Source organism: Robiginitalea insularis (assembly GCF_052497835.1).
This window is the reverse complement of the sequence record NZ_CP199296.1, coordinates 624,207-643,303: the sequence shown is the minus strand read 5'-3', so window position 1 is coordinate 643,303 and position 19,097 is coordinate 624,207. Positions and strand designations below refer to the sequence as shown.

At 34.0% G+C, this 19,097-nt stretch carries 19 protein-coding genes; 1 reads left to right on the top strand and 18 read right to left on the bottom strand.

Features of this window, described 5'->3' with window-relative positions; genetic code table 11:
* Nucleotides 1-46 precede the first annotated feature (46 nt).
* Together ACT6NV_RS02935 and ACT6NV_RS02930 are read right to left on the bottom strand one after the other, a co-directional pair.
* The gene (locus ACT6NV_RS02935; protein ID WP_445385774.1) at nt 47-601 is read right to left on the bottom strand and encodes a DinB family protein; all 555 of its coding nucleotides are present in this window, start codon (nt 599-601) and stop codon (nt 47-49) included.
* Nucleotides 602-772: 171 nt separating this feature from the next.
* Entirely contained in the window at nt 773-2,029 is a 1,257-nt protein-coding gene (locus ACT6NV_RS02930) for a DUF2254 domain-containing protein (protein WP_445385773.1), read from the bottom strand.
* A 455-nt stretch (nt 2,030-2,484) separates the two neighbouring features.
* Between ACT6NV_RS02930 and ACT6NV_RS02925 the strand changes: the two genes are divergently transcribed.
* The gene (locus tag ACT6NV_RS02925; protein ID WP_445385772.1) at nt 2,485-3,210 is read left to right on the top strand and encodes a DUF3667 domain-containing protein; all 726 of its coding nucleotides are present in this window, start codon (nt 2,485-2,487) and stop codon (nt 3,208-3,210) included.
* 198 nt (nt 3,211-3,408) lie between these two features.
* On the opposite strand, the gene ACT6NV_RS02920 is transcribed toward ACT6NV_RS02925, so the two are convergent.
* From ACT6NV_RS02920 to ACT6NV_RS02845, 16 genes are all read right to left on the bottom strand, one after another.
* The gene (locus ACT6NV_RS02920) at nt 3,409-4,119 is read right to left on the bottom strand and encodes a class I SAM-dependent methyltransferase (protein WP_445385771.1); all 711 of its coding nucleotides are present in this window, start codon (nt 4,117-4,119) and stop codon (nt 3,409-3,411) included.
* Nucleotides 4,120-4,240: 121 nt separating this feature from the next.
* Nucleotides 4,241-4,966, bottom strand: a complete 726-nt coding sequence (locus ACT6NV_RS02915; protein ID WP_445385770.1) for a DUF6090 family protein — start codon at nt 4,964-4,966, stop codon at nt 4,241-4,243.
* 201 nt (nt 4,967-5,167) lie between these two features.
* Nucleotides 5,168-5,896 (bottom strand): DUF6090 family protein, encoded by a 729-nt coding sequence (locus tag ACT6NV_RS02910; RefSeq protein ID WP_445385769.1) that lies wholly within the window; start codon nt 5,894-5,896, stop codon nt 5,168-5,170.
* A gap of 96 nt (nt 5,897-5,992) precedes the next feature.
* Nucleotides 5,993-6,784: a hypothetical protein gene (locus ACT6NV_RS02905; protein WP_445385768.1), complete on the bottom strand. Its 792-nt coding sequence runs from the start codon at nt 6,782-6,784 to the stop codon at nt 5,993-5,995.
* 195 nt (nt 6,785-6,979) lie between these two features.
* Complete coding sequence (locus ACT6NV_RS02900; protein ID WP_445385767.1) at nt 6,980-7,795, bottom strand: hypothetical protein; 816 nt, start codon at nt 7,793-7,795, stop codon at nt 6,980-6,982.
* Nucleotides 7,796-7,954: 159 nt separating this feature from the next.
* Complete coding sequence (locus tag ACT6NV_RS02895) at nt 7,955-8,920, bottom strand: creatininase family protein (protein ID WP_445385766.1); 966 nt, start codon at nt 8,918-8,920, stop codon at nt 7,955-7,957.
* Between the two features lie 102 nt (nt 8,921-9,022).
* Nucleotides 9,023-9,775, bottom strand: coding sequence for a hypothetical protein (locus ACT6NV_RS02890; RefSeq protein ID WP_445385765.1), 753 nt, complete (start codon nt 9,773-9,775; stop codon nt 9,023-9,025).
* Between the two features lie 90 nt (nt 9,776-9,865).
* Nucleotides 9,866-10,159, bottom strand: coding sequence for a hypothetical protein (locus ACT6NV_RS02885; protein ID WP_445385764.1), 294 nt, complete (start codon nt 10,157-10,159; stop codon nt 9,866-9,868).
* Between the two features lie 168 nt (nt 10,160-10,327).
* Nucleotides 10,328-11,428 (bottom strand): alpha/beta hydrolase-fold protein, encoded by a 1,101-nt coding sequence (locus ACT6NV_RS02880; protein WP_445385763.1) that lies wholly within the window; start codon nt 11,426-11,428, stop codon nt 10,328-10,330.
* Nucleotides 11,429-11,515: 87 nt separating this feature from the next.
* Nucleotides 11,516-13,234, bottom strand: a complete 1,719-nt coding sequence (locus tag ACT6NV_RS02875; protein WP_445385762.1) for an alpha/beta hydrolase-fold protein — start codon at nt 13,232-13,234, stop codon at nt 11,516-11,518.
* A gap of 72 nt (nt 13,235-13,306) precedes the next feature.
* Nucleotides 13,307-14,362, bottom strand: coding sequence for a response regulator transcription factor (locus ACT6NV_RS02870; protein ID WP_445385761.1), 1,056 nt, complete (start codon nt 14,360-14,362; stop codon nt 13,307-13,309).
* Nucleotides 14,363-14,632: 270 nt separating this feature from the next.
* Nucleotides 14,633-15,616: a serine hydrolase domain-containing protein gene (locus ACT6NV_RS02865; protein WP_445385760.1), complete on the bottom strand. Its 984-nt coding sequence runs from the start codon at nt 15,614-15,616 to the stop codon at nt 14,633-14,635.
* Nucleotides 15,617-15,744: 128 nt separating this feature from the next.
* Nucleotides 15,745-16,884 carry a serine hydrolase domain-containing protein gene (locus tag ACT6NV_RS02860; RefSeq protein WP_445385759.1) on the bottom strand — a complete coding sequence of 380 codons (1,140 nt, stop codon included), beginning with the start codon at nt 16,882-16,884 and terminating at the stop codon, nt 15,745-15,747.
* Nucleotides 16,877-17,590: a hypothetical protein gene (locus tag ACT6NV_RS02855; protein ID WP_445385758.1), complete on the bottom strand. Its 714-nt coding sequence runs from the start codon at nt 17,588-17,590 to the stop codon at nt 16,877-16,879. Before ACT6NV_RS02855 ends, ACT6NV_RS02860 begins: the two co-directional genes overlap by 8 nt.
* Before the next feature lie 56 nt (nt 17,591-17,646).
* Entirely contained in the window at nt 17,647-18,138 is a 492-nt protein-coding gene (locus ACT6NV_RS02850; RefSeq protein ID WP_445385757.1) for a MarR family winged helix-turn-helix transcriptional regulator, read from the bottom strand.
* A gap of 218 nt (nt 18,139-18,356) precedes the next feature.
* A complete protein-coding gene (locus ACT6NV_RS02845; protein WP_445385756.1) occupies nt 18,357-19,091 on the bottom strand; it encodes a DUF6090 family protein in 735 nt (244 codons plus the stop codon).
* Nucleotides 19,092-19,097: the final 6 nt, after the last annotated feature.

Below are 19,097 nucleotides of genomic sequence, written 5' to 3'. Positions count from 1 at the left end.
CGCATTGCCAAAAATGCGCAAACCTTTATGTTAGCATCGACTATCGCTATTTTTTATATACTTTGTTAGTGGCAGTAATTTGTGCAATATTCCGTTCTATATTTTTTTTATGGTGTTGGACGTGATATATTGTAAAATAAATCATTTCTCGAATTGTTAACTTTCCTAATAATGGATGTGGAAGAATAAGATTGTCAAGTTCGTTTTCTGTGAAATTTTCAAGATTATTTTCTACTATTTTCACATAACTCAAGAGTATTTTAAAAAGTTCCTTTTTCTTATTAGTTCCAATTTTTTCGTCAGGAACATATTTTCCAGTTGCTATCCCACCATTTTTTAATTCATTCTTATACTTGCTTATTAATTCAGTATAGTCCAAAATTGGACGATTTATTGCTCCGAAATTCTCAACAATTATAGCTTTATTACTTAATATTTTTGATAATGGTTCCACACTTTTAACTATATGTTCAAGTTCTTGTCCTGCACTCCATTTTTGGTCAAGTCTTACATTAAATTCTTTGTCCGTCAATGAGTTTATATATTCCAGAAAAAGATTATGATTTATGGTTAGTTCTTTTGTCAATACGGTTTTATTCATTTAGAGGTTTTTTTATAATTACCGCTAACGTTTTGGCTCTGCCCCAGTAAGGGATTTCGAAGCTTTTCTTTTTCAATTTATTTCTAATTTTCAATATATGTGTTTACTTTCGGTTTACCTCGGAAACCCTTATTGGGTATAGTCTTTGTAGTGCATCCGTTTTTTATTTACTTAATTGTAGAATAAGCATTCTTTTTTTAATATATCAAGGTCATGCTTGTATTTCATGGATAATTCCGCTCTATCGTATGCCTTTTTTGAATATTCGACAGCCATTTTTTTTATATCCGTTTGATTTATCGTTTCTATTGATTTAAATACCTTTTGCAACCGTAGCATTACTTCTATATTATTAGCACCATCTCTGGAAATAGGTCTGAAAGCATCATCAAAAAAATCTATCATCGAAATTTTGGGAACTGCTATACAATCATAAAGGATGGTAGTTTCTTTATTATTTTCATTTGCTTCGTTCCATAAAAAAAACAGTCGCTCATGACTGCCAATAATTTGAATGGCAGTTCCCGGATCATTAATTCCCGGAGATAGGGCTTTGCTGGCAATTTCTGTTAATGCAATAAGCCCAAATCGAGGATCCTCGTCATACAATCTGGTATTACCAACATGAATGGCAGCATTTATCTTTTGTGTTATTTCCTCCACGTTTGAATCCTCAGTAGTAGTGAAGGATACAATCTCAAAATTTTCATGAATAAAATCGCCTGGTAGACAATGAAGTTGAATTTTCAAGCCCTTCTTTTTAGCCAATGCTTGTAAAGCTGCCATATCTACATGTTGGACATAACCAACAGAGTTGCTAAGTACGAATTGTCCATCTGTGAAAGGGGTGGTAATAGGCGTCGCATTCAGGAAAGGTTGTTTAATGTATTCGGATAATGATTTAGAAGCAACCGATTCTACCTGAGATATGGTATTTTCTAATCTTCCTAATCTTGAAATTCCGTTTACCCATCTTAAGAAGGTAAGAATGACCATTGCCAATAGCGATAAAGTGAGTAAAAAAAGAATAAATATGCCAGACTTACCATAATACCCATTATCCAGGGCTACGGTAGCAACTATACTAAATATGAATGATCCTATGAAAACAGATAAAGCATTTTGCGACAAATCATCTGTAACTACAATCTTAAATGACCTTGGGGTAGCAGTATTACTTGCTGCAGCGAATGCTGATAACATCGATGCAACAGCAAATATTGAGATTACTAACATGCTGGCAGATATCGTATCCAGCAAACCCTTAATCGATTCTGTTTTTATGCTGGGAACCACTGTGTCTAATCCGGTTCCATCTGCTTGATGGGCAAATAATGCCAAAGCAACTGATCCTAAACAGAATAGCAAAGGTCTAAACCATAATTGCTCACGCAGCCTATGAAAATAAATAACGATAGTTTTTTTCATAAGCTTCAGATTAGGTTTTAACAATGGTGCACAACGGTTTTGGCTATGATACCGGCGCTACAATGAGGATGAAGCTAAGCGTTGGGTTTTCTGCTTTGCAGGAAAAATTAATGTCGGCAAAAGCGAACCCTGACCGTTCAACCATTGAAGTCATTTTTAGTATTATTTAAATGTAGGAAATTTTGTTTTAGTGAGAAGACAGCGCTGAATTATAGCCGTTGTTATATGGTGTTTTGTTTGGCATTAAACCGCTTTGTGATTCTGGTTTTGTGCCATAATATTATCTTATTACCAAATTTAAACCGTTAAAATGGCATATCTTTTTCTATCTGATTTGTTAATTAACCGTAATGAGCAATTAAATTTTTAAGCTTACACCGGTAACCTAAATCAATATCTTAATGACAGATAGAAACTACTTCAATAATATTCATAAACTAAACCGATAACAGAGGATGAAATGTAAAAACTGTAATAAGCCAATAACGGATGATTATAAGTATTGTCCGCATTGTGGTCAGAAATCGGATATTGAAAGATTAAATTTCCAACATTTGCTAAGAGACCTATGGATGGCATTTAGCAATACAGACCGGGGAATGCTGCTATTGGTTCGACAGTTAGTATACAGACCAGGTAAAGTGGCCCGGGGCTATATTTCAGGGCAAAGAAAGACCTATTACAATCCCTTTAGCTTTTTGGCAATTATGGTAGCGATTGCATTCTTTTTTATTCTGAAGTTCGAAGATACCACAATCAATTATTCCTCGATAGAAACCAATGAGATGGAGTTTTTGCGTTTTACCTTTAGATATTTTAATGTGTTTATACTATTCACGTGTCCAATTTACGGTTCCCTGATCTGGTTATTTTTTATAGGGCGTGGAGCCAATTTTGTCGAAAATTTAGCTTTATCTGCTTATCTAAGTGGACAAACGATGCTTTATTATATCATTATTATAATCATCTTTATTCTCTTTCCGTCGTCCATGACAATTTTAGGTCTGATTTTCGGGCTTCTTATAAGTTATTGGTTCATAGTAGCTGTGTTACAGTTTTATCAAACGCGGTCAGCATGGAGTATTATAAAATCTGTATTGGTTATTCTTATAACACAATTCGTTTCACAGGGAATCTTAATGTTTACCTTTTCCATCTATAAAAAATATAATTTATTATGAGTCTCAGATCTGAAAAGGCTGTATTTTAATTTCTTTGCAGAAAATACCATATAACGGTGAGTATATGAAAATTAGGCGATTACGAAGCACGAAACTTTCTATTAAGCGAAAATTTGAACCTAGCTAATTCCTTTGATTTTACTACCATATCGCCTATTTCGTATATACATTGTTAGCGGTTCGGCCTTTTTATAAGTCCTACTTTTTTATCGCTCTTATGCACATAAATGAGGGAAATTCATTTAGTTCTTTGTAATGTTTCGGGTCTAATTTTTCGAACTCTTTGGTTGGTTTAGGCTCGACTAATTTGTCAATGAGAAATCCATTATTTGTCAGAGGGGTAATACACTCACCTAATGGTCTTCTATAACTATTTACTTCAACAGGTCGCCCGAAACCTGTCCAAGTGCATTTCACATTTTCAACATCAAAGTAGTTTTTAGACTTAAAATAGTTGTATTCAAAAAATGGGTGTTCAATTGATATTACTAATGTTCCAGCACTTTTTAAAACTCTATTGAATTCCTGTATTGTTAAAGTCCAGTCTTCTATATAATGAAGTGCCAATGCACATAAAACTATGTCGCAGGAGTTATCTTCTACCATACTGATTGGATTGGAAAAGTCATGTATAAAAAATTCACCTTCACCTTTATTTCTTTGGATTGCCAATTCTACCATTTTAGGGCTAATGTCAAAACCTTTAACTACTGCTCCTCTGTTAATTAAGATTTCAGCGTATTTTCCGGGGCCACAAGCTGCGTCAAGAATTATCTTTCCTCTTACATCAGGTAATAATTCAAGCATATTAGGTCTGTCATAATATGCGTTATGTGGTTTGTGGTCTATAAGTTCGTTATACCTATAAGCCATATCATCGTACGCAGAAAGTATCTTTTCTTTAATCATTTTAGTTTTGTTACAATGTTGTTCTAAGCTGACCGCTAACGTTTTTGGCTATGGTTTCGTTGCGCAATGGGACGCAAGTATTATTCAGCCGTAATGAACTATAGCCTTTGTTGTGCTTTCGTTAAATATTAGATTTTGCCATTTCTTCTTTAATCAAACTGTCCAAATTGCCTGTCCATTTATATCTAATATTTAGCGCATTGATGTAACGAGCTCTCATAGAAAAAATGGATCTAATGATACTCAAATAAGTATGATCTTCAATTAATTCGTCGTAGTTAATGGGTCGCATCGTACTGAAGCCATAGGAATTAAAGAGCGGTTGAATATGTGGTAAAACCACCGCAGACTTATAATTTTCAAATCTATCTTCCAGAACGCGAATGTAATCTAATAGATAACCGTTTAATTTTGAACTGTAAAATCTAATTGAATCATTGGTGATAAAATACATACCCTCTTCTTTCGCCATTTCGAATGCCGTATTATTTGGTGATAAAGACCATAATCTCAGTGCACTTGCAAAGTGCTTATTTAATGAATCGTGATATTCTTTTTTGTTTTCTATGAGATTCTCTATAATAATAGAAGACCTTTGGCTTGCTTTTAAAGAGTCTAATGCGCTGCTCATTTCTTTAAGATCTTCGCTTACATCAACGGACAATTCAGCAATAACCTTCCCTTCGAAAATGGAATTCTCATTGTTTTCTTTCCAATTATTAATTTGTAAAGCAATTAAAATACCAATTACCACAAGAACAATTTCTCCGAAAGCATAAATCAAATATTTACCGGTCTTGTTTTCAGAGAGTAACTGTTGGCGAATTTTTCGGAAGAATTTTATCATTGGTTATTGGTTGGTCCCGATAACTATCGGGAATGAAGCAGAACGGTCTCGTATAACGGTCAGTTACGGATTAAAATAAATTAGTTTTCAGTTTAAACACTGACGTTAGCAATTCCGAGTGAATTCGGACGTATTCAAATTCGCCGTTCCGAGCGCAGCGAACAATACAGCAAATTGCAGTTCTATATTGTTGTGCTTTCTTTATTTTTTGATCTCTTGATTAATTAGGTTAATAATCTTTTCTAATTCTTGTTTTAAGTTGTGCTCTTCTTCCAGACCGTCTTTTCGTACTACTATGAAATATAAAATAGTGTATAGCCTAAATGCTTCATCATCATATTTTAGTTTTGTATCATACGAAATAATTTCACCATTCTTTTTTTCGTATCCACTCAAATAGGATTTGTGCATTAATGGTGGCCTTTCATTATTTATGGCATGGGTACTTTCAAAAGCATCAGCTGTCAATTCCTTGAATGAGGCTAATAAATATTTGAGTTCCTTGTTGGAAAACAAATTTAAACGTCCTGAATTAATTAAGGAATTAAGAATTCCGTTTTGAGGGTCATAGGTAAAATTTGTTTCCATCTGGGAAACAAGTTGCTGAAATGTTTCTGCAGGCATTTTATTGAAAGAATCTCTGTCATCAAAAAGTTTTCTCATTTCTTGTGCCGCCTTCAAAGACTCTTCATGTTGCTCGATAACAATTTCCAAGGTTTTAAGATTCAAATCCATTTCTTGTTTTAAGTCCTTTAGAATAGATTGTTCTTCATTGTATAGCTTTTTATCTTCTTTCCAATCATTAATTGCTACAGCCATAAGTATCCCGATTATCACCAATAAAATTTCTCCAATGGCATACAGAAGATATTTGCTGATTTTATTTTCAGTTAGCAGGCTTTGACGAATTTTTCGGAAGAATTTTATCATTGGTTAGTGGTTGGTCCCGATAACTATCGGGAACGAAGGCTAGCGGCCTTGTTTATAAATCGTTTTAATGGATCATACACATTGGTGTACCTTTTTTTAAAGGGTTGTATCAATGCTTTTAATCAGGTTATCCATAGAACTGTTTAATGAATCCATTGCAAAATAAACGGCTCTTAATTCGGCAAACCTTGCTGTATACATACTCGCAAATTCCCGATTGTTGAAAAATGCTTCAAGGTCATTTGTAAAATAGCTTTTATTAGAACTCAGAATTGTATTTTCAGTCAATCTGCCAGCTTTTCCCCTCGAATTGGAGAAGCTTTGAGTGTACATATCTAAAATACTAAAGTGCCTGGTCAGATATGGTAACTCAATTTCTTTCCAGTATTCTTCAAATCTGTCAAGCGTAAAATGGACGTTTTGTATTTCTGAATTATATACCAATAAATGGTTTTTGATCTCCCCAGTTAAGAAGGCAGTATAAGAACCAGAATTAATAAAATCACCAAGTGAGGTTGTTGTTAAGGATTTTAGTCTAAGGGGTCCTAATTCTCCTATTTTATCTAATAGATATCGGTCTTTATCGTCCAAATCCACATTGTTATTCAATGAATCGATCAAATTAAGGCTGTTTCTGATCTGAGCATTTACAACATCGATATTGAATTTCAATTTTTCTGTATTGGAAATTAATTCGGCCCTAAGTGTAATTAAGTTATTTTTCGTATTGGCTGCAACATTTCTGCTATCGTTTAAATTGTTGACCTGAAGTGCTATCAAGATCCCTACAACAACAAGTATTATTTCTCCTGTGGCGTATAAAAGATATCTGCTGAACTTATCTTCAGTCAGTAGTTGTTCTCTGATTCTTCGGAAAAGCTTTATCATGTCTTTTGTTTTTTTAAGGCCAGCGCACCGGCTGGCTCCTCACTTGCAAAGGTCTGCAAGACCTTTGCTGCCCGTTCGGCCCTCTAAAGAATTTTAACATTGGTTAGCGGTTGGTCCCGATAACTATCGGGAATGAAGGACGACGGTTCGTATATGAGCTGTTTTACTGGCTAATATACAGTACTGGCAATAGTCTTATTCATAGAATTCAACAATCCTGATATGGGGAGCCTTTTTTTCTAATGCTTTTTTTATGTAATACCGATGATGGTATCCAACAGTTAGGAGAAATCGGTTATAAGGCATTTTGTCTATAGTCCTTATGATATTAGCAACCATGGCATCATTTCTATCATAATGTTCAAATTGTTCCCATTTCTCAAAATATTCTTTTAAAGAAACAGAGTCCCCTTTTGAGTCAAGTATTTGTTCAGTGAACTCATCACGTTCACTAACAATTTTTTTCATTAGAGTATACTGATAATGCTTTGCACTATCCACAATAGCATCAGCTTCATCATTATTGACAGCCCTCAGGTCAGCCGATGAAAGACTGTCTATCTTACCCCAAAAATGAGCAAACCTTCTCCATATTAAGCTTTCTTCAGCATCAAACTTTTTTGACCTACTTAGTTCATTAAGTTTTTGATAAACCTCATTGGCTTGAGGATATAGTCCCATTTTAATCCTGTATTCGTTTCTCCCTTCATATTCTATAGGCCTCAGAATTGTTGTAGGATTGTCTTTTAAAAACCTGGAAACTGCCTGGTCTTCGTTTTCTTCGTATTCAACCTTCCTGTTAAAGGCGGAGTCAAAACTCACAGAATCTCTTTCCATTAAGATCACTTGAGGTTGGACTTTTTTTATCGCAAGATAAACCGAGTCTGCATTCATGCCAGTTGTAGGAAAATGAACTGTACCCAGTATGGTCAATTGAGTAGTCCTTTTTTCGTTACAACCCAATAAAATAACTAAACAGATTACTACATGTAGTTTTTTCAATGTTTTCATGGTTTATTATTACTAACGCTCAAAGCTTAACCATGTGCGAGGTAAATTGCAGTATAAATTTTACTAATTGAAACAATCGCCGCTTTTGTTTCAACTTCGCCAAAAGCAGCAAACTATACGGGCATATGCTTTAGCTGTTGTTAGCGGCTTGTGTTTTCATCAATCATATCTTTTTTCCTTTAGCCATTCATTTTGCTTAGCTTCATTCTTCTTTTCATAATTTTTCGCTTCTTCATTAAGCAACTTAAATACCGGATCGCGAGACTGTATTTCATAAAATGTTGGGCTATTAAAATCATATTTATTATCCAAGATATTATCTATCTGTTCGATAATAGAATTTACCCAACCTTTCCAGTATTTCTCACCAAAGGATAAGCTAGAGAGTCGAGGTGACCCCCAATATTCTTGCCAGTCACTTTCCATGGACTTAGCTACAACATCCTCTGAGCTTAGTAGTGTCACTGGTATTGCTTTTTTAAAAGCAATATTCATGATTTCTGGCTTTAAATAATATAGCATACTTGTTTCATTCATCCCAGCATGGTAGCCAAGACCGTCTTCCTTTTTTTCTTCATCATTTTTCAAATCTGGAGAAAACCTGAATGCCAGATTCCAAATATTGATCATGTTGCCATCATATGTTTCTTTGAAAAATTCCCCCGCTTGGTCAATCGCCTGGTTATGATTAGCAGAGCCTTGCATGTGAACAACAAATATCTTTTTAAATCCCTGATTTCCTAACTCCGATCCTAAATCCATAAATATGGCCCTCAAAGTGTTTTGTCTAATGGCATATGTACCACTGAAACTGTACTTCCTTCCAATTTCATTAGCGCCTCCAGTTCCTAATGGTATTATCGGAAAAATTAAAACCTTCCAATTTGGTCTTTTAATAATTGAATTTGCTATTTCAAGAGTTAATGCCTCATTCATGTAACCGTCAGCAAAGGAGGGTAAGTAGGGACCATGTTCTTCAAGAATACCTCCGGGTAAAAGAACAATTGTCCGCTCTCTGTCGAGAGCTTCAATCTCTATCGTACTCATGTCTTGAACATAGTAAATTTGAGCTTTACACACCGGGGAGATTAGAACTAGCAAACATATTGTCAATACTTTTTTCATATCAGTTGGTGTTTATTTTATAATCACACCACTAACGGCCAGTATATGGTGTTGTGGTTGACAATGGGAAGCCATTCACCATATACATTGTTGTAATCAGTTTTATATTACTCCATCTGCAGTAAGAAACTTAATTACTTCTTCTCTTTGTAACACATTTGTTTTTATATACTCAAAACTAGCTTCTTTAGGAGGTACTGAACCCTGTATCTGGAGAGACCTAAAAGAACCATCTTTTTGAGGAGTGACTAAAATAATATTTCCATATTCCAGATGAAAAAGCCTCATGTTCACGATTGCAAAGCTCCCTTTATCAGGTGTTGTAAATGCAACAAATTCGACCTTGTTATCTTTTGTAATAAACGATCCCTCGCCACCATAATCTGGGTGATTTCTGGAAAGAAAATAAGAGCTTCCTAAAGCGAAATTATTAGTGTCAACAGTATCTATTACTGTAATAACAGTAAAAAATGCCGTATTTCGTTTTTCTTCTTTATAGAATGGACTATTGCCTATATGTAAACTGCAAAATACAATTTCCTTATTTTCAACCTCAAGCCTCCCCTCAGGAACAGATCTAGCAAAATGGTTGCTAACAATTCCACCTCCTCTGTAGTTTAAGCCAAAAAGACTATTGTAATGAGGGACAGGGAATGCACCATCCCTAATAGGGTGACGTTCATTTATATCCTTGATATCACCTTTCATTCGCTCCATATCCCATAATTCAGGATTATTGATGTTTTCAATCTGTTTAAGACGAATCTCTTCTAGCGTTTTAGATCCTAATTCTTGAGAAAAAGAATAAAAGGAATTTAACAGAAGCAGCGCAAAAAGGAATGTAGTTTGTTTCATCAATAATTAATTTTAAGTTGATTGCAATGGTTTCGTATATGATGTGTGCCTTCTGGCATGCATTATATACGTTGTTGTGTTTTCGTTGTTTTAATTAAGTTTCAATTCTTTACTTATTTCATGTAATAATTGTTCGGCTTCATCAGCACTTTTTAAAAGGATACTTCGATTAACTAAAGCAGCTTTAATTCGCATAATGATTGTATTAAACAATTCGATCTCATTATATGAATCAGTTAGCTTTTCTTTAATTGCCGATTGTAATTTACTCGGAACTTCTTTTACATCTGTTGTTATACCCAAATTTTCCGGTAGAATTATTATGGAAGATTTTAAGGTTGGATATATTTGACCATATACGATATCGGATGTTACAAAACTCATAGCTTCATGACTATCTCTTGCGTTTTGATAGTATAAAATGATTTTAGCACGGACAGACTTATTCTTGATTAAGTTTATCTGTCCTGTGCTTTTTAATTCATCAAAGGTGGTAGAGATGCTTGGAAACTTTTCTGCATTAAATAAAACAGTTAATTTTTTGTTTTTTTATCAATCAAGCATTCGGTCACTATAGGTTTCAATCTCAAAAGAATAGGTCTGTCCCTCTTTCGGTCGGATTACACTATTAAAATTATTAAACCCATTCTCTGACTTAACCCAGGCATCCTTATCCCAGCCTCCGCGTGTAAATTTAAATTCAACGATATCTTTTAGGCGTAGGGTAAGTTCTCTTTCGAAAGCTGATACCTTTTTCATTTTTAATAATCCGGGATTCCAATTACCCAGGTTTTCCTGATTTCCCGTAATGAATAATTCATCGTTTTCATTGGGTACTTTGGCTCTTATAGTAATCGAATAAGCATCATCACTAAACTCGGCATGTTGTTTTGGTAGGATTGTAGTGAAGTATGTTCTCATAGCTGAGTTAACACTTGTAGCAAAGTTTGACATATGATCTTCATATGGAAATTGCTCAACCAAAACTTGAACATTCGAATTTTTTGGAACGTTATTCAGTACTTTGTAAGCTCTCTCATTTGCAGATTTCCATCCTTTCCATTTTTCTTCATTATTTTCCTCTGAATGGCTTAAATAGATAAACTTGGTGCCCTCGAATTGATCAAAGTCAAAGTTCTCTAAGCCTCGTGCCAATCGTTCCTCTTTGTTAGAGAGGTTAGGAGAAACAGCTATGTAATTATCAAAAAGTGTTGGGTCATTTATTAAGCAATGCATTACAAAAGAACCTCCTAAAGAATGTCCAACAGCTGTTCTATGCCTTCTGATTCGAAAGTTGTCTTCTACATAGGGAATCACTTCATTTTTAATATAGGCTAAAAAATTCTTTTGATTTCCGTAGGAACCTTTTCCAGTGACATCATAATCTTCTGGTAGGAAATCATGATTTCTGGCATATATCGGGTTTTCCAGGTACGTTGCAGAAATACCAACTACAATGGCCCCTTTATGACTGTCACCTTGTAAGATTTCAGACATTGCACTAACATATTTTGGAAATGCAGAAACTTGTGCATCAAAAACATAGAATACATCATAATAACGATTTACGTATTCTTCATACCCCAAAGGTTTGTAGATGGTTATCTCTCTGTTCTGAGATAATGCTTTGGAAAAAACTTCGATTTTCTCCACTTCCTGTGAATACATGGTAATACTCAGGAAGCATATTGCGATTATATACAGACTTCTCATTGTAATATTTTATTGGTGCGGATTTATTTAGATGCTTAACTGATTCATTTCTTCAAGCGTAAAAAGCTTGTTTTTGAAGTAGTTTTCAGTACAATATTGCTTTGCTTTTTTACCTTCTTTTTTGGCAATATTGTGCTCGGCAGATAAACTGGCAATCAAGTAATTAAGTTTTAACAAAATGCTTTTATTACCATCATCATACACCTTATTTGTAGCAGCAAAGTCTCGGCTTTTGATTAGGATTTCCATTAGTTTTTTGTAATCTTTTAATTTTTTGAAGCAATCCACTAAAGAATCAAAGTTTCCAAAATAGACCATGGGCTCTACGGTAATGTTTATTTGTTCAAGTGCTTCTGCAAATTTTATGGCACTCTTTTCAAAAGCTCCAATATGGTAGTAAAGGTTTCCTTGATTCATGGCATCCACACCTCCTGGTTTTTGAGTTACTCCATTTGGAAATAGCTTGTGTTTTTCTATAAAGGCGTATAATGCATCCAGCTGTTTCTCATCTTTAGTTTCGAAGATTTGACCAAAAACACCTTGCACATCACTAAATGTGAATTCTATATCTAAACCATATAAAGCCTTCATATCTTTTGCATAATTATCTCTTAAATCATAGAACGTGTTGTATTTTTCTAGTTGTTTGTAATCTTTATAGACAAAAGATATTGCATCAAACAGGGCAGGTGGCACAACAGAGTTGTGATCCTTTTCATAAAACTTCTTCTGAAATTGAAGTTTTGGATTAGGGTTCTTACTGTACATTTTTTCATAATCATCACCTGCTTGTATTCTGTCTGGTGAATCAAATTTTGCATTGGCTACAAAATAATAGAAGTTGTCTCCATTATAGTTTTTGATAACATTGGCCATTCTTGTATCTACATCTTTATTTTTTCGTTTTCCGAAGAAATTTGTAGAAATGGATATAAAACCTCCAAAGGGATTGTCCTCTTCTAAAAATAAGTAGTGGTTGTATTCGGCTCCGTTGGAATGGCCAATCATGACATTAAAGCCTGAAGTGCTGTATTGCTTGTTGATATGGGGAACCAACTCTTGAAACAAGAAGTTTTTAAACTGTTGTCCAGACTCTTCATATAAAACATCCAGATCTTTATTTCTATTCGTTTCTCCATTGCTGCTTCCGTGAATTATTCCTACCAATATGGTTTCTGGAATAATATTGTAAGGTTCACCTGCCATGCTTTCTATATAGTTCTTAGCTACCCCAAAGTTTCTCCATTCACCATCGGTGATGTAAAATACAGGGTATTTTTTCTTTGGGTCGTAGTTGTTGGGTAGTGCAATTTTAATTTGTCTACCACCACCCAAAACATATTGAGAAGGTAAAAATTCAACTTGATAATCTAAACCTAAAACTTCTCCATCAATGGCATTTGACCAACCTTTGATAGTAAAGATGTTTTTAGATTCTGATGACTCCAGTTTCTGATTAGGATTGTTATTTAGCTCTTTGATGATTCCTTCAGAATTCCAATCTCCTTTTGTGAATTTAAATTCGGCTGGATAGCTAAGATCTACAGTTATGCTTCTCTCGAAGTCAGAGATTTTTTCCATTTTAACCTGGTTAGGATTCCAGTTTCCTAATGCCTCCTGATTCCCCGTTATGTAAACGTCGTCAGTTTTGTTCGGTACAATAACTTTGATTGTTTGGGTTGTCTGACTAAAAACCATTACTGTTAACAATAGCATGATTTTTAGCGTGATCGTTTTTTTGCTCATTTTGATAATTGTTTTGAACAAAAGTATCGGCGATGCTGCGGTAATTAAAGGAAAGTGGTGGTGATTTAGGGGCTAATCCCTGGGGTGATTTTTAAATTTCTCTACGAATTCCGTGCGATTACTCACTTCTAACTTCGCGTATAGATTGCGAATATGAGTTTTTACGGTGTTTAAGGATATGAAGAGTTCTGAAGCAATTTCTTTGTTGCTTTTATTGTCAATCATTAATTCCGCTACCTTTTCTTCCTGGGTAGTCAGACTGAAATCTATTAAATTCTGTTGTATACTTCTGGCTTGTTTTAGTTTGATGCCTAGAAATGCCATTCCTCCTAAAAATAGAAGACATAAAAAAACCAAACCGTAGCTTAACTTTTTATAGAAAACTAATTCTTCTTTGGTTTCAGACCTATTCAGGTCATCCAAAAGGTTTCTATACTGAAGCGCATATGAGGAATTATCATAATAATCATTTAATTGGCTAAGAAGTTCAACATAGAATTCTGGTTCATCGTTCAAGTCTTTTTTAATCGCATTTTTTGGTAGGCTTCCCAGTAAAATTAAAGTTGTTAAGGGGTGCGATTCTTTCTCAAGCACAAAAGACTTTAATTCCCTTAGATATTGATCCGTGGTTTGATTGATGACCTTCTCGTTATTTAAATCCAAGAACTCAACACGCAGTTTTTCTGCGTACGTTCCATAAGCATTCCACTCTTTATCAACGGGATTCGTGTTGTGGTTACTAGAAAACCAGAACTTACTGTTTCTTTTAAAAACGATGGTGTCCTGATTGGAGAAAATAAAGTTGTGAAAGTTTTTAAGATCCTCCATATCGTATTTTTGCACACCCTCAACATCTTCATCCAAATTTGCATATATGCGGTAAAGTGCATGCTTATCTGATAGTAAGCTTCCTTCAAAAGAAAAATACCCTAGACTATCTGTCACTGTTGATGTGAGAATTTGGTCAGGACTAATGGCATTAACTTCATTAAATTGTAATAAACATAGATATACTCTTTTGTTTTTCTCTGGAACGTCCAAATACCCTGAAATAGAATATTGCCCAAAAGAGTAACTCCCTACTAATAATATAATGAAAGGTAAAACACGCTTAAGGGAAATACTCATAAAGATTACTATCTGTTTTTTCAGATGACGTTTAAAAATAATCAAATCATTTAATAAAAATACCGAGCGAGAGCTCGGTTTTAATTCAAAATTCGTAATCCAATAGTTTTAAGGACTGGCTTTTGTTTTTAGCTTACCTGCAACGGCGCCAAGAGCAGTTTGGTTTTGGATTTAAAATACTGCCCTGCGATTCTTCATATTACACCCAACGGCTTGGCTATGCGCCGTACGACGCAGGAGCATGGACGTCATTGCCTGTGTTGGCAGTAATTACTCTTGATTGACCACACTTGCAATTAATTTTAAAAACTGGGGTCCCATGTATTCTAGTTTCTTGAATTTGGTAGTATCACAATTTTGCTGCCTTAGGAAAATAAGATCAATGTCAGGGTAGATTATTGTAAGGTGTCCTAAGTCCCCTGTTGCAGCATAATTTTTATATTCAGAAACAGTGTCTATCCACCATAAATAACCATAATAGGCTGCATGTTCTGACCCGGTAACGGATTTATGAATCCAGGACTCGGAGATGATTCGTTTTCCATTAGCTAACCCACCATTTTTCATCAACAGCCCGATTTTGGAGGCATCTTCCATGGTGGTTGTCGCGCCACCATATACGATATAATTCTTTTTAGACTGGTCTTTTCCAAGCCAGGTCGAGTCCATTCCAAGAGGCTCGAACAGCACTTCGTTAAAATATTCATTGTTATTTTTACCAGTAACCTTCTCCATTAGTATACCTAATAATTGGACTGATACATTGGAGTATCCAAATTTTATATTTGGAACCGTATCTAAGACTGCATTTATGGCATAGTGGTTGGCATCTGCAGAACCCAGAATTCCCTTGGGACCTCTTCTATTAAAACCAGCTGTCATATTTAAAAGGTGTTTTATGGTAACCCTATTTTTACAGCCATTCTCCCATTCAGGAAGATATTCGCAAACCAGGTCGTTTTCATTTCTGATTAAACCTCTATCAATCATGATCCCTATTACTAAACCAGTCCAGGATTTGCTCATTGATGCAGTACCCATATATTGAAATTCACATCTTTTACTTTTCCAATGAGTAACAACTTTATCTTTGTGAATGATCATTATTTCATCTGCATATGTTGAATCAGCAAAAGCGATGAGTTTTGACATTTGTGAAGCATCAATTCCCGTATTGGATTGTGCATTCAATTGAAATATGCATAAGATATATGCAATCAAAATGCTATAGAGTAATCTGCTATTTGATTTCATGTTATTAATAGTTATTGCTGCCAACGGTCTAGTGTATGAGTAGTAGCGGATTTTTAAGCACAAACCTTTCGGTTTTGTACTAACCTTTGTTTAATGTTCATACTTTCGTTTTAACACTGAAACCGCTATTACTTATACACCGTGTTATGTAGCGTTTTTTTTATTTTGTCAATAATTCTGTTTGATATTTGATTTAACTTTTCTTGAGCATCAGAAGTAGAAACATTTGTAACAAGAAATATTCCTATGTTTTTTTTAGGATACAACGCTATCCAAGATGAAAAACCAAAAGTGCCTCCACTATGGTAAAACATTTGGTTTGTTGTATTGTACTCAAATGTGTTCCAAACATAAGCTCTTCCTAATCTATTATGCTTTTCTGTGAGTAAGTTCAATGATTGTTTCACAGCTGCATCCTGACTTTCCATATACATTTTTATGTAATTCAACATTGAACTTGTATTAGACTTCAAAGCTCCATCACTTGCATAAAATTCACTTGCAATAGGCATAATTTCTCCATCACTATTTTTTCCTAAAGCCATTTCCAATTTTAAATTTTCATCTAGTCTATAGATTGTGTTTTGTTCTCCAGATTTAGAAAAAACATATCTTTTTAAAAGATTAGGGAAGGTATCGTTATATACTTCTTCCAAGATGTAACCAATAAGTCTAATTCCCGCGTTTGAGTAATTATATTTTTTGCCAGAATCGTCAAGTAATTTTACTTTCAAAAGTTTATCAAAGAACACTTCTCTTGAATAGGATTTGATACAGTCCAATTTTTCGGGATATTCCAAATCGTTGCAATTCAAGTTTACAGGCAAACCCGATGTATGTGTTGCCAGATGACGTAAGGTTATTGCTGAGTTGTTAAGTTTTAGATGTGAGTACTTCTTAGAATTAAGATATTTTCTTATGTCTTCATCTAAATTAAGTTTTCCATCATGAACGGCTTGAGACAAGAGTAATCCAACATATGTTTTTGATATTGAGCCAATTTCATAAAGAGTTTGATTATTTGGTTTTGTACCATCAGTTAATTCTCCAAAGTGAAATTGATGTGTTTTCCCATTGACATAGATAGAACCAGATAATGCAGAAAATTCAGGAGCTTCAATAAACTCAGTTATTTCTTCAATTATAAATTTTTCAATACTATTTTGCGTATTGTTTAATTGCTTACTGTTTTCAGTATTTGTATGCCTATTTCTAACACAAGATGTAGTAAAAGATAGTACTAATATTAAACCTATTATCTTATTCATAAATCACATAGTTAACTTTATCAACTCCTGTATTTCCGCTTTTAGCATCATAGGCATAAACTATAAGTTCATATTGTCCTGCAGAAGTAATGTTTATATTTCCTTTAAAAAGATTTGTCTCTGTGAGTGACATTGTAACATCTCTAATATGTATGTCATTTCTTTTAACAATAGCCTTAACTTCTATATTCTCGGAATCCCAAATCCCTCCTTTATTTATGGTACATCCACACATCATAACTATGTTGGCTTCTATTTCAAATGGTTTATTTTTAATTGAGCTTAAAGAAATATAATTGTGGGTTCTGGGTTTTAATATGTCAATAATATATCCTGGTATTTCCAGAACTATGCCATCTCCTAAAATATCCTTTCCAGGAATTAACCATAATTCAGTACTTACAATGCTTTGCGCTTGTTTGTTGTTAAAAGGTGAAATCACTTTAATCTGTGCGAATGTTGGCTCATCTATATCTATTGTTGCTAAAAATTTAGCTGTGCGCTCATCTGAAATTGAATTCCCTCTTTTTACAGGAACTTTCATAATTAAATCTGTATTTCCTGTAGAACCACTCGTTTTACCTTCTGCTAATATTCTGTTATTTATTTTGTTCGTAATTATTATATAAGCTCCTCCAAGAGAACTACCAACGAACTTAGCATCCTTTGCTTTTGCTCGTACAATTATCTTTGTTTCTGTAGCCATTGATGTTAGGCTACAAAGAATTAGAAGAGTGAGGAAAATGTTTTTTATCATAATTATTATTGATTTCTTTTTAAATATTCTTTTTTAAATCTGTGGTGAAATGAAGTTTTTTGTAGTTCTAAATCTATATTGTCTAAGTATGTAAGTATACTCAAATCATTATCTATCATATTTAAGATTGCATTTTCGCAACTATCCCAGAGTATTTGGAGCTTTGGCATCAACTTATGTGCTTTATCTGATAATGAAATAATCTGTTTTCTTTTGTCTGAGATATCATTTTTTGTTTCTAAATAGCCTTTTTTCGCCATCTTTTTTACGATAACTACAACTGATGGATGTGCATAACCTAAACGTTCGGCGATATATGATATTGAAACCTTTTCTGTTTTTTGTAGAAGCATAAATAATAGATACCAGTTAGGTTCGACATCAATATCAAATTCTTTGTAAAGCTTTCTTATATCATGCGACATTCTATCACTTATCCTTTTCAATCGACTATCTAAGGCTTTATAACCTAGTTCTTTTATGAAGTCATCGTTCATATTAAAATTGTTTGATGGCAAATATACATTAAATTAGACAACTATATAGTTAACTACATAATATTTTCAAATGCTACATAACGGTTGTGTGTATGGCTCGTTGCTGAATTTCAAGGAGTGAAGGTTCAGTCGTAATCTAAAAATAGCAAATTGCAGTGAATTTGGATTAGGAATTCAGCCGCAATGAGCTATACACGTTGTTGTGCTTTCGTTATTATTTAATTTTTAATGGAATATGGCTCAGTCAATGAGATTATAGAATTAATGAGTAGCAAAAGTTCCTCGGACTCTTGGTTCACTTTCCATTTACTTGTTATTAGCCCTAGTTCAGCTCGTCTTCGCCTCATTAACTTTTCCAATTTTAGCTTTAAATTTAATGGAATTGATTGATTGGTGTAGTCTCTGTAATCATCAAAATGTGGCTCGTTTATCATAATCTCATTCCAATTATCCCACAATTTTAACAGTGCATATTCACTTTCTTTGTAGTCTTCGTACTTGTCATTCCAGACTAAGATCTTTTTTTTAAGCGAATCATTTTGAATAATATCAATTCTGCCAGAACTGATTAAGGCATTAATGCTACTCCTGTTGGGATCAAAGGTACTGGGTAAAAACACACCACCATATACCTTTTTCACACCTTTCCAATTGTTATCTGTAATTGGAAAAACTTGTCTACACAAACTATCAGCTAGTTGATATTGATTTCTGAATGTTTGTAAACGATCTTCGAATTGACTTTTATTTTCTAAAAAGTCCTGATGTATATCTGACAAGAAAGCTCTTTCCAATGCCCTGTTTTTTCTTTCTTCGTTTGCGTTATTAACTTGAAGAGCCAATAAAATACCTAGCATAACAAGTACTATTTCACCTATGGCATAAAGCAAATATTTAGTAAATTTATTTTCAGCCAATAGCTTTTGACGAATTTTTCTAAAGAATTTTATCATATCAAG

Bases quoted from the DNA above. Each gene is read 5' to 3' on its own strand.
- ACT6NV_RS02935 (WP_445385774.1), bottom strand. From the start codon at position 601: ATGAATAAAACCGTATTGACAAAAGAACTAACCATAAATCATAATCTT.
- ACT6NV_RS02930 (WP_445385773.1), bottom strand. From the start codon at position 2,029: ATGAAAAAAACTATCGTTATTTATTTTCATAGGCTGCGTGAGCAATTA.
- ACT6NV_RS02925 (WP_445385772.1), top strand. From the start codon at position 2,485: ATGAAATGTAAAAACTGTAATAAGCCAATAACGGATGATTATAAGTAT.
- ACT6NV_RS02920 (WP_445385771.1), bottom strand. From the start codon at position 4,119: ATGATTAAAGAAAAGATACTTTCTGCGTACGATGATATGGCTTATAGG.
- ACT6NV_RS02915 (WP_445385770.1), bottom strand. From the start codon at position 4,966: ATGATAAAATTCTTCCGAAAAATTCGCCAACAGTTACTCTCTGAAAAC.
- ACT6NV_RS02910 (WP_445385769.1), bottom strand. From the start codon at position 5,896: ATGATAAAATTCTTCCGAAAAATTCGTCAAAGCCTGCTAACTGAAAAT.
- ACT6NV_RS02905 (WP_445385768.1), bottom strand. From the start codon at position 6,784: ATGATAAAGCTTTTCCGAAGAATCAGAGAACAACTACTGACTGAAGAT.
- ACT6NV_RS02900 (WP_445385767.1), bottom strand. From the start codon at position 7,795: ATGAAAACATTGAAAAAACTACATGTAGTAATCTGTTTAGTTATTTTA.
- ACT6NV_RS02895 (WP_445385766.1), bottom strand. From the start codon at position 8,920: ATGAAAAAAGTATTGACAATATGTTTGCTAGTTCTAATCTCCCCGGTG.
- ACT6NV_RS02890 (WP_445385765.1), bottom strand. From the start codon at position 9,775: ATGAAACAAACTACATTCCTTTTTGCGCTGCTTCTGTTAAATTCCTTT.
- ACT6NV_RS02885 (WP_445385764.1), bottom strand. From the start codon at position 10,159: ATGAGTTTTGTAACATCCGATATCGTATATGGTCAAATATATCCAACC.
- ACT6NV_RS02875 (WP_445385762.1), bottom strand. From the start codon at position 13,234: ATGAGCAAAAAAACGATCACGCTAAAAATCATGCTATTGTTAACAGTA.
- ACT6NV_RS02870 (WP_445385761.1), bottom strand. From the start codon at position 14,362: ATGAGTATTTCCCTTAAGCGTGTTTTACCTTTCATTATATTATTAGTA.
- ACT6NV_RS02865 (WP_445385760.1), bottom strand. From the start codon at position 15,616: ATGAAATCAAATAGCAGATTACTCTATAGCATTTTGATTGCATATATC.
- ACT6NV_RS02860 (WP_445385759.1), bottom strand. From the start codon at position 16,884: ATGAATAAGATAATAGGTTTAATATTAGTACTATCTTTTACTACATCT.
- ACT6NV_RS02855 (WP_445385758.1), bottom strand. From the start codon at position 17,590: ATGGCTACAGAAACAAAGATAATTGTACGAGCAAAAGCAAAGGATGCT.
- ACT6NV_RS02850 (WP_445385757.1), bottom strand. From the start codon at position 18,138: ATGAACGATGACTTCATAAAAGAACTAGGTTATAAAGCCTTAGATAGT.
- ACT6NV_RS02845 (WP_445385756.1), bottom strand. From the start codon at position 19,091: ATGATAAAATTCTTTAGAAAAATTCGTCAAAAGCTATTGGCTGAAAAT.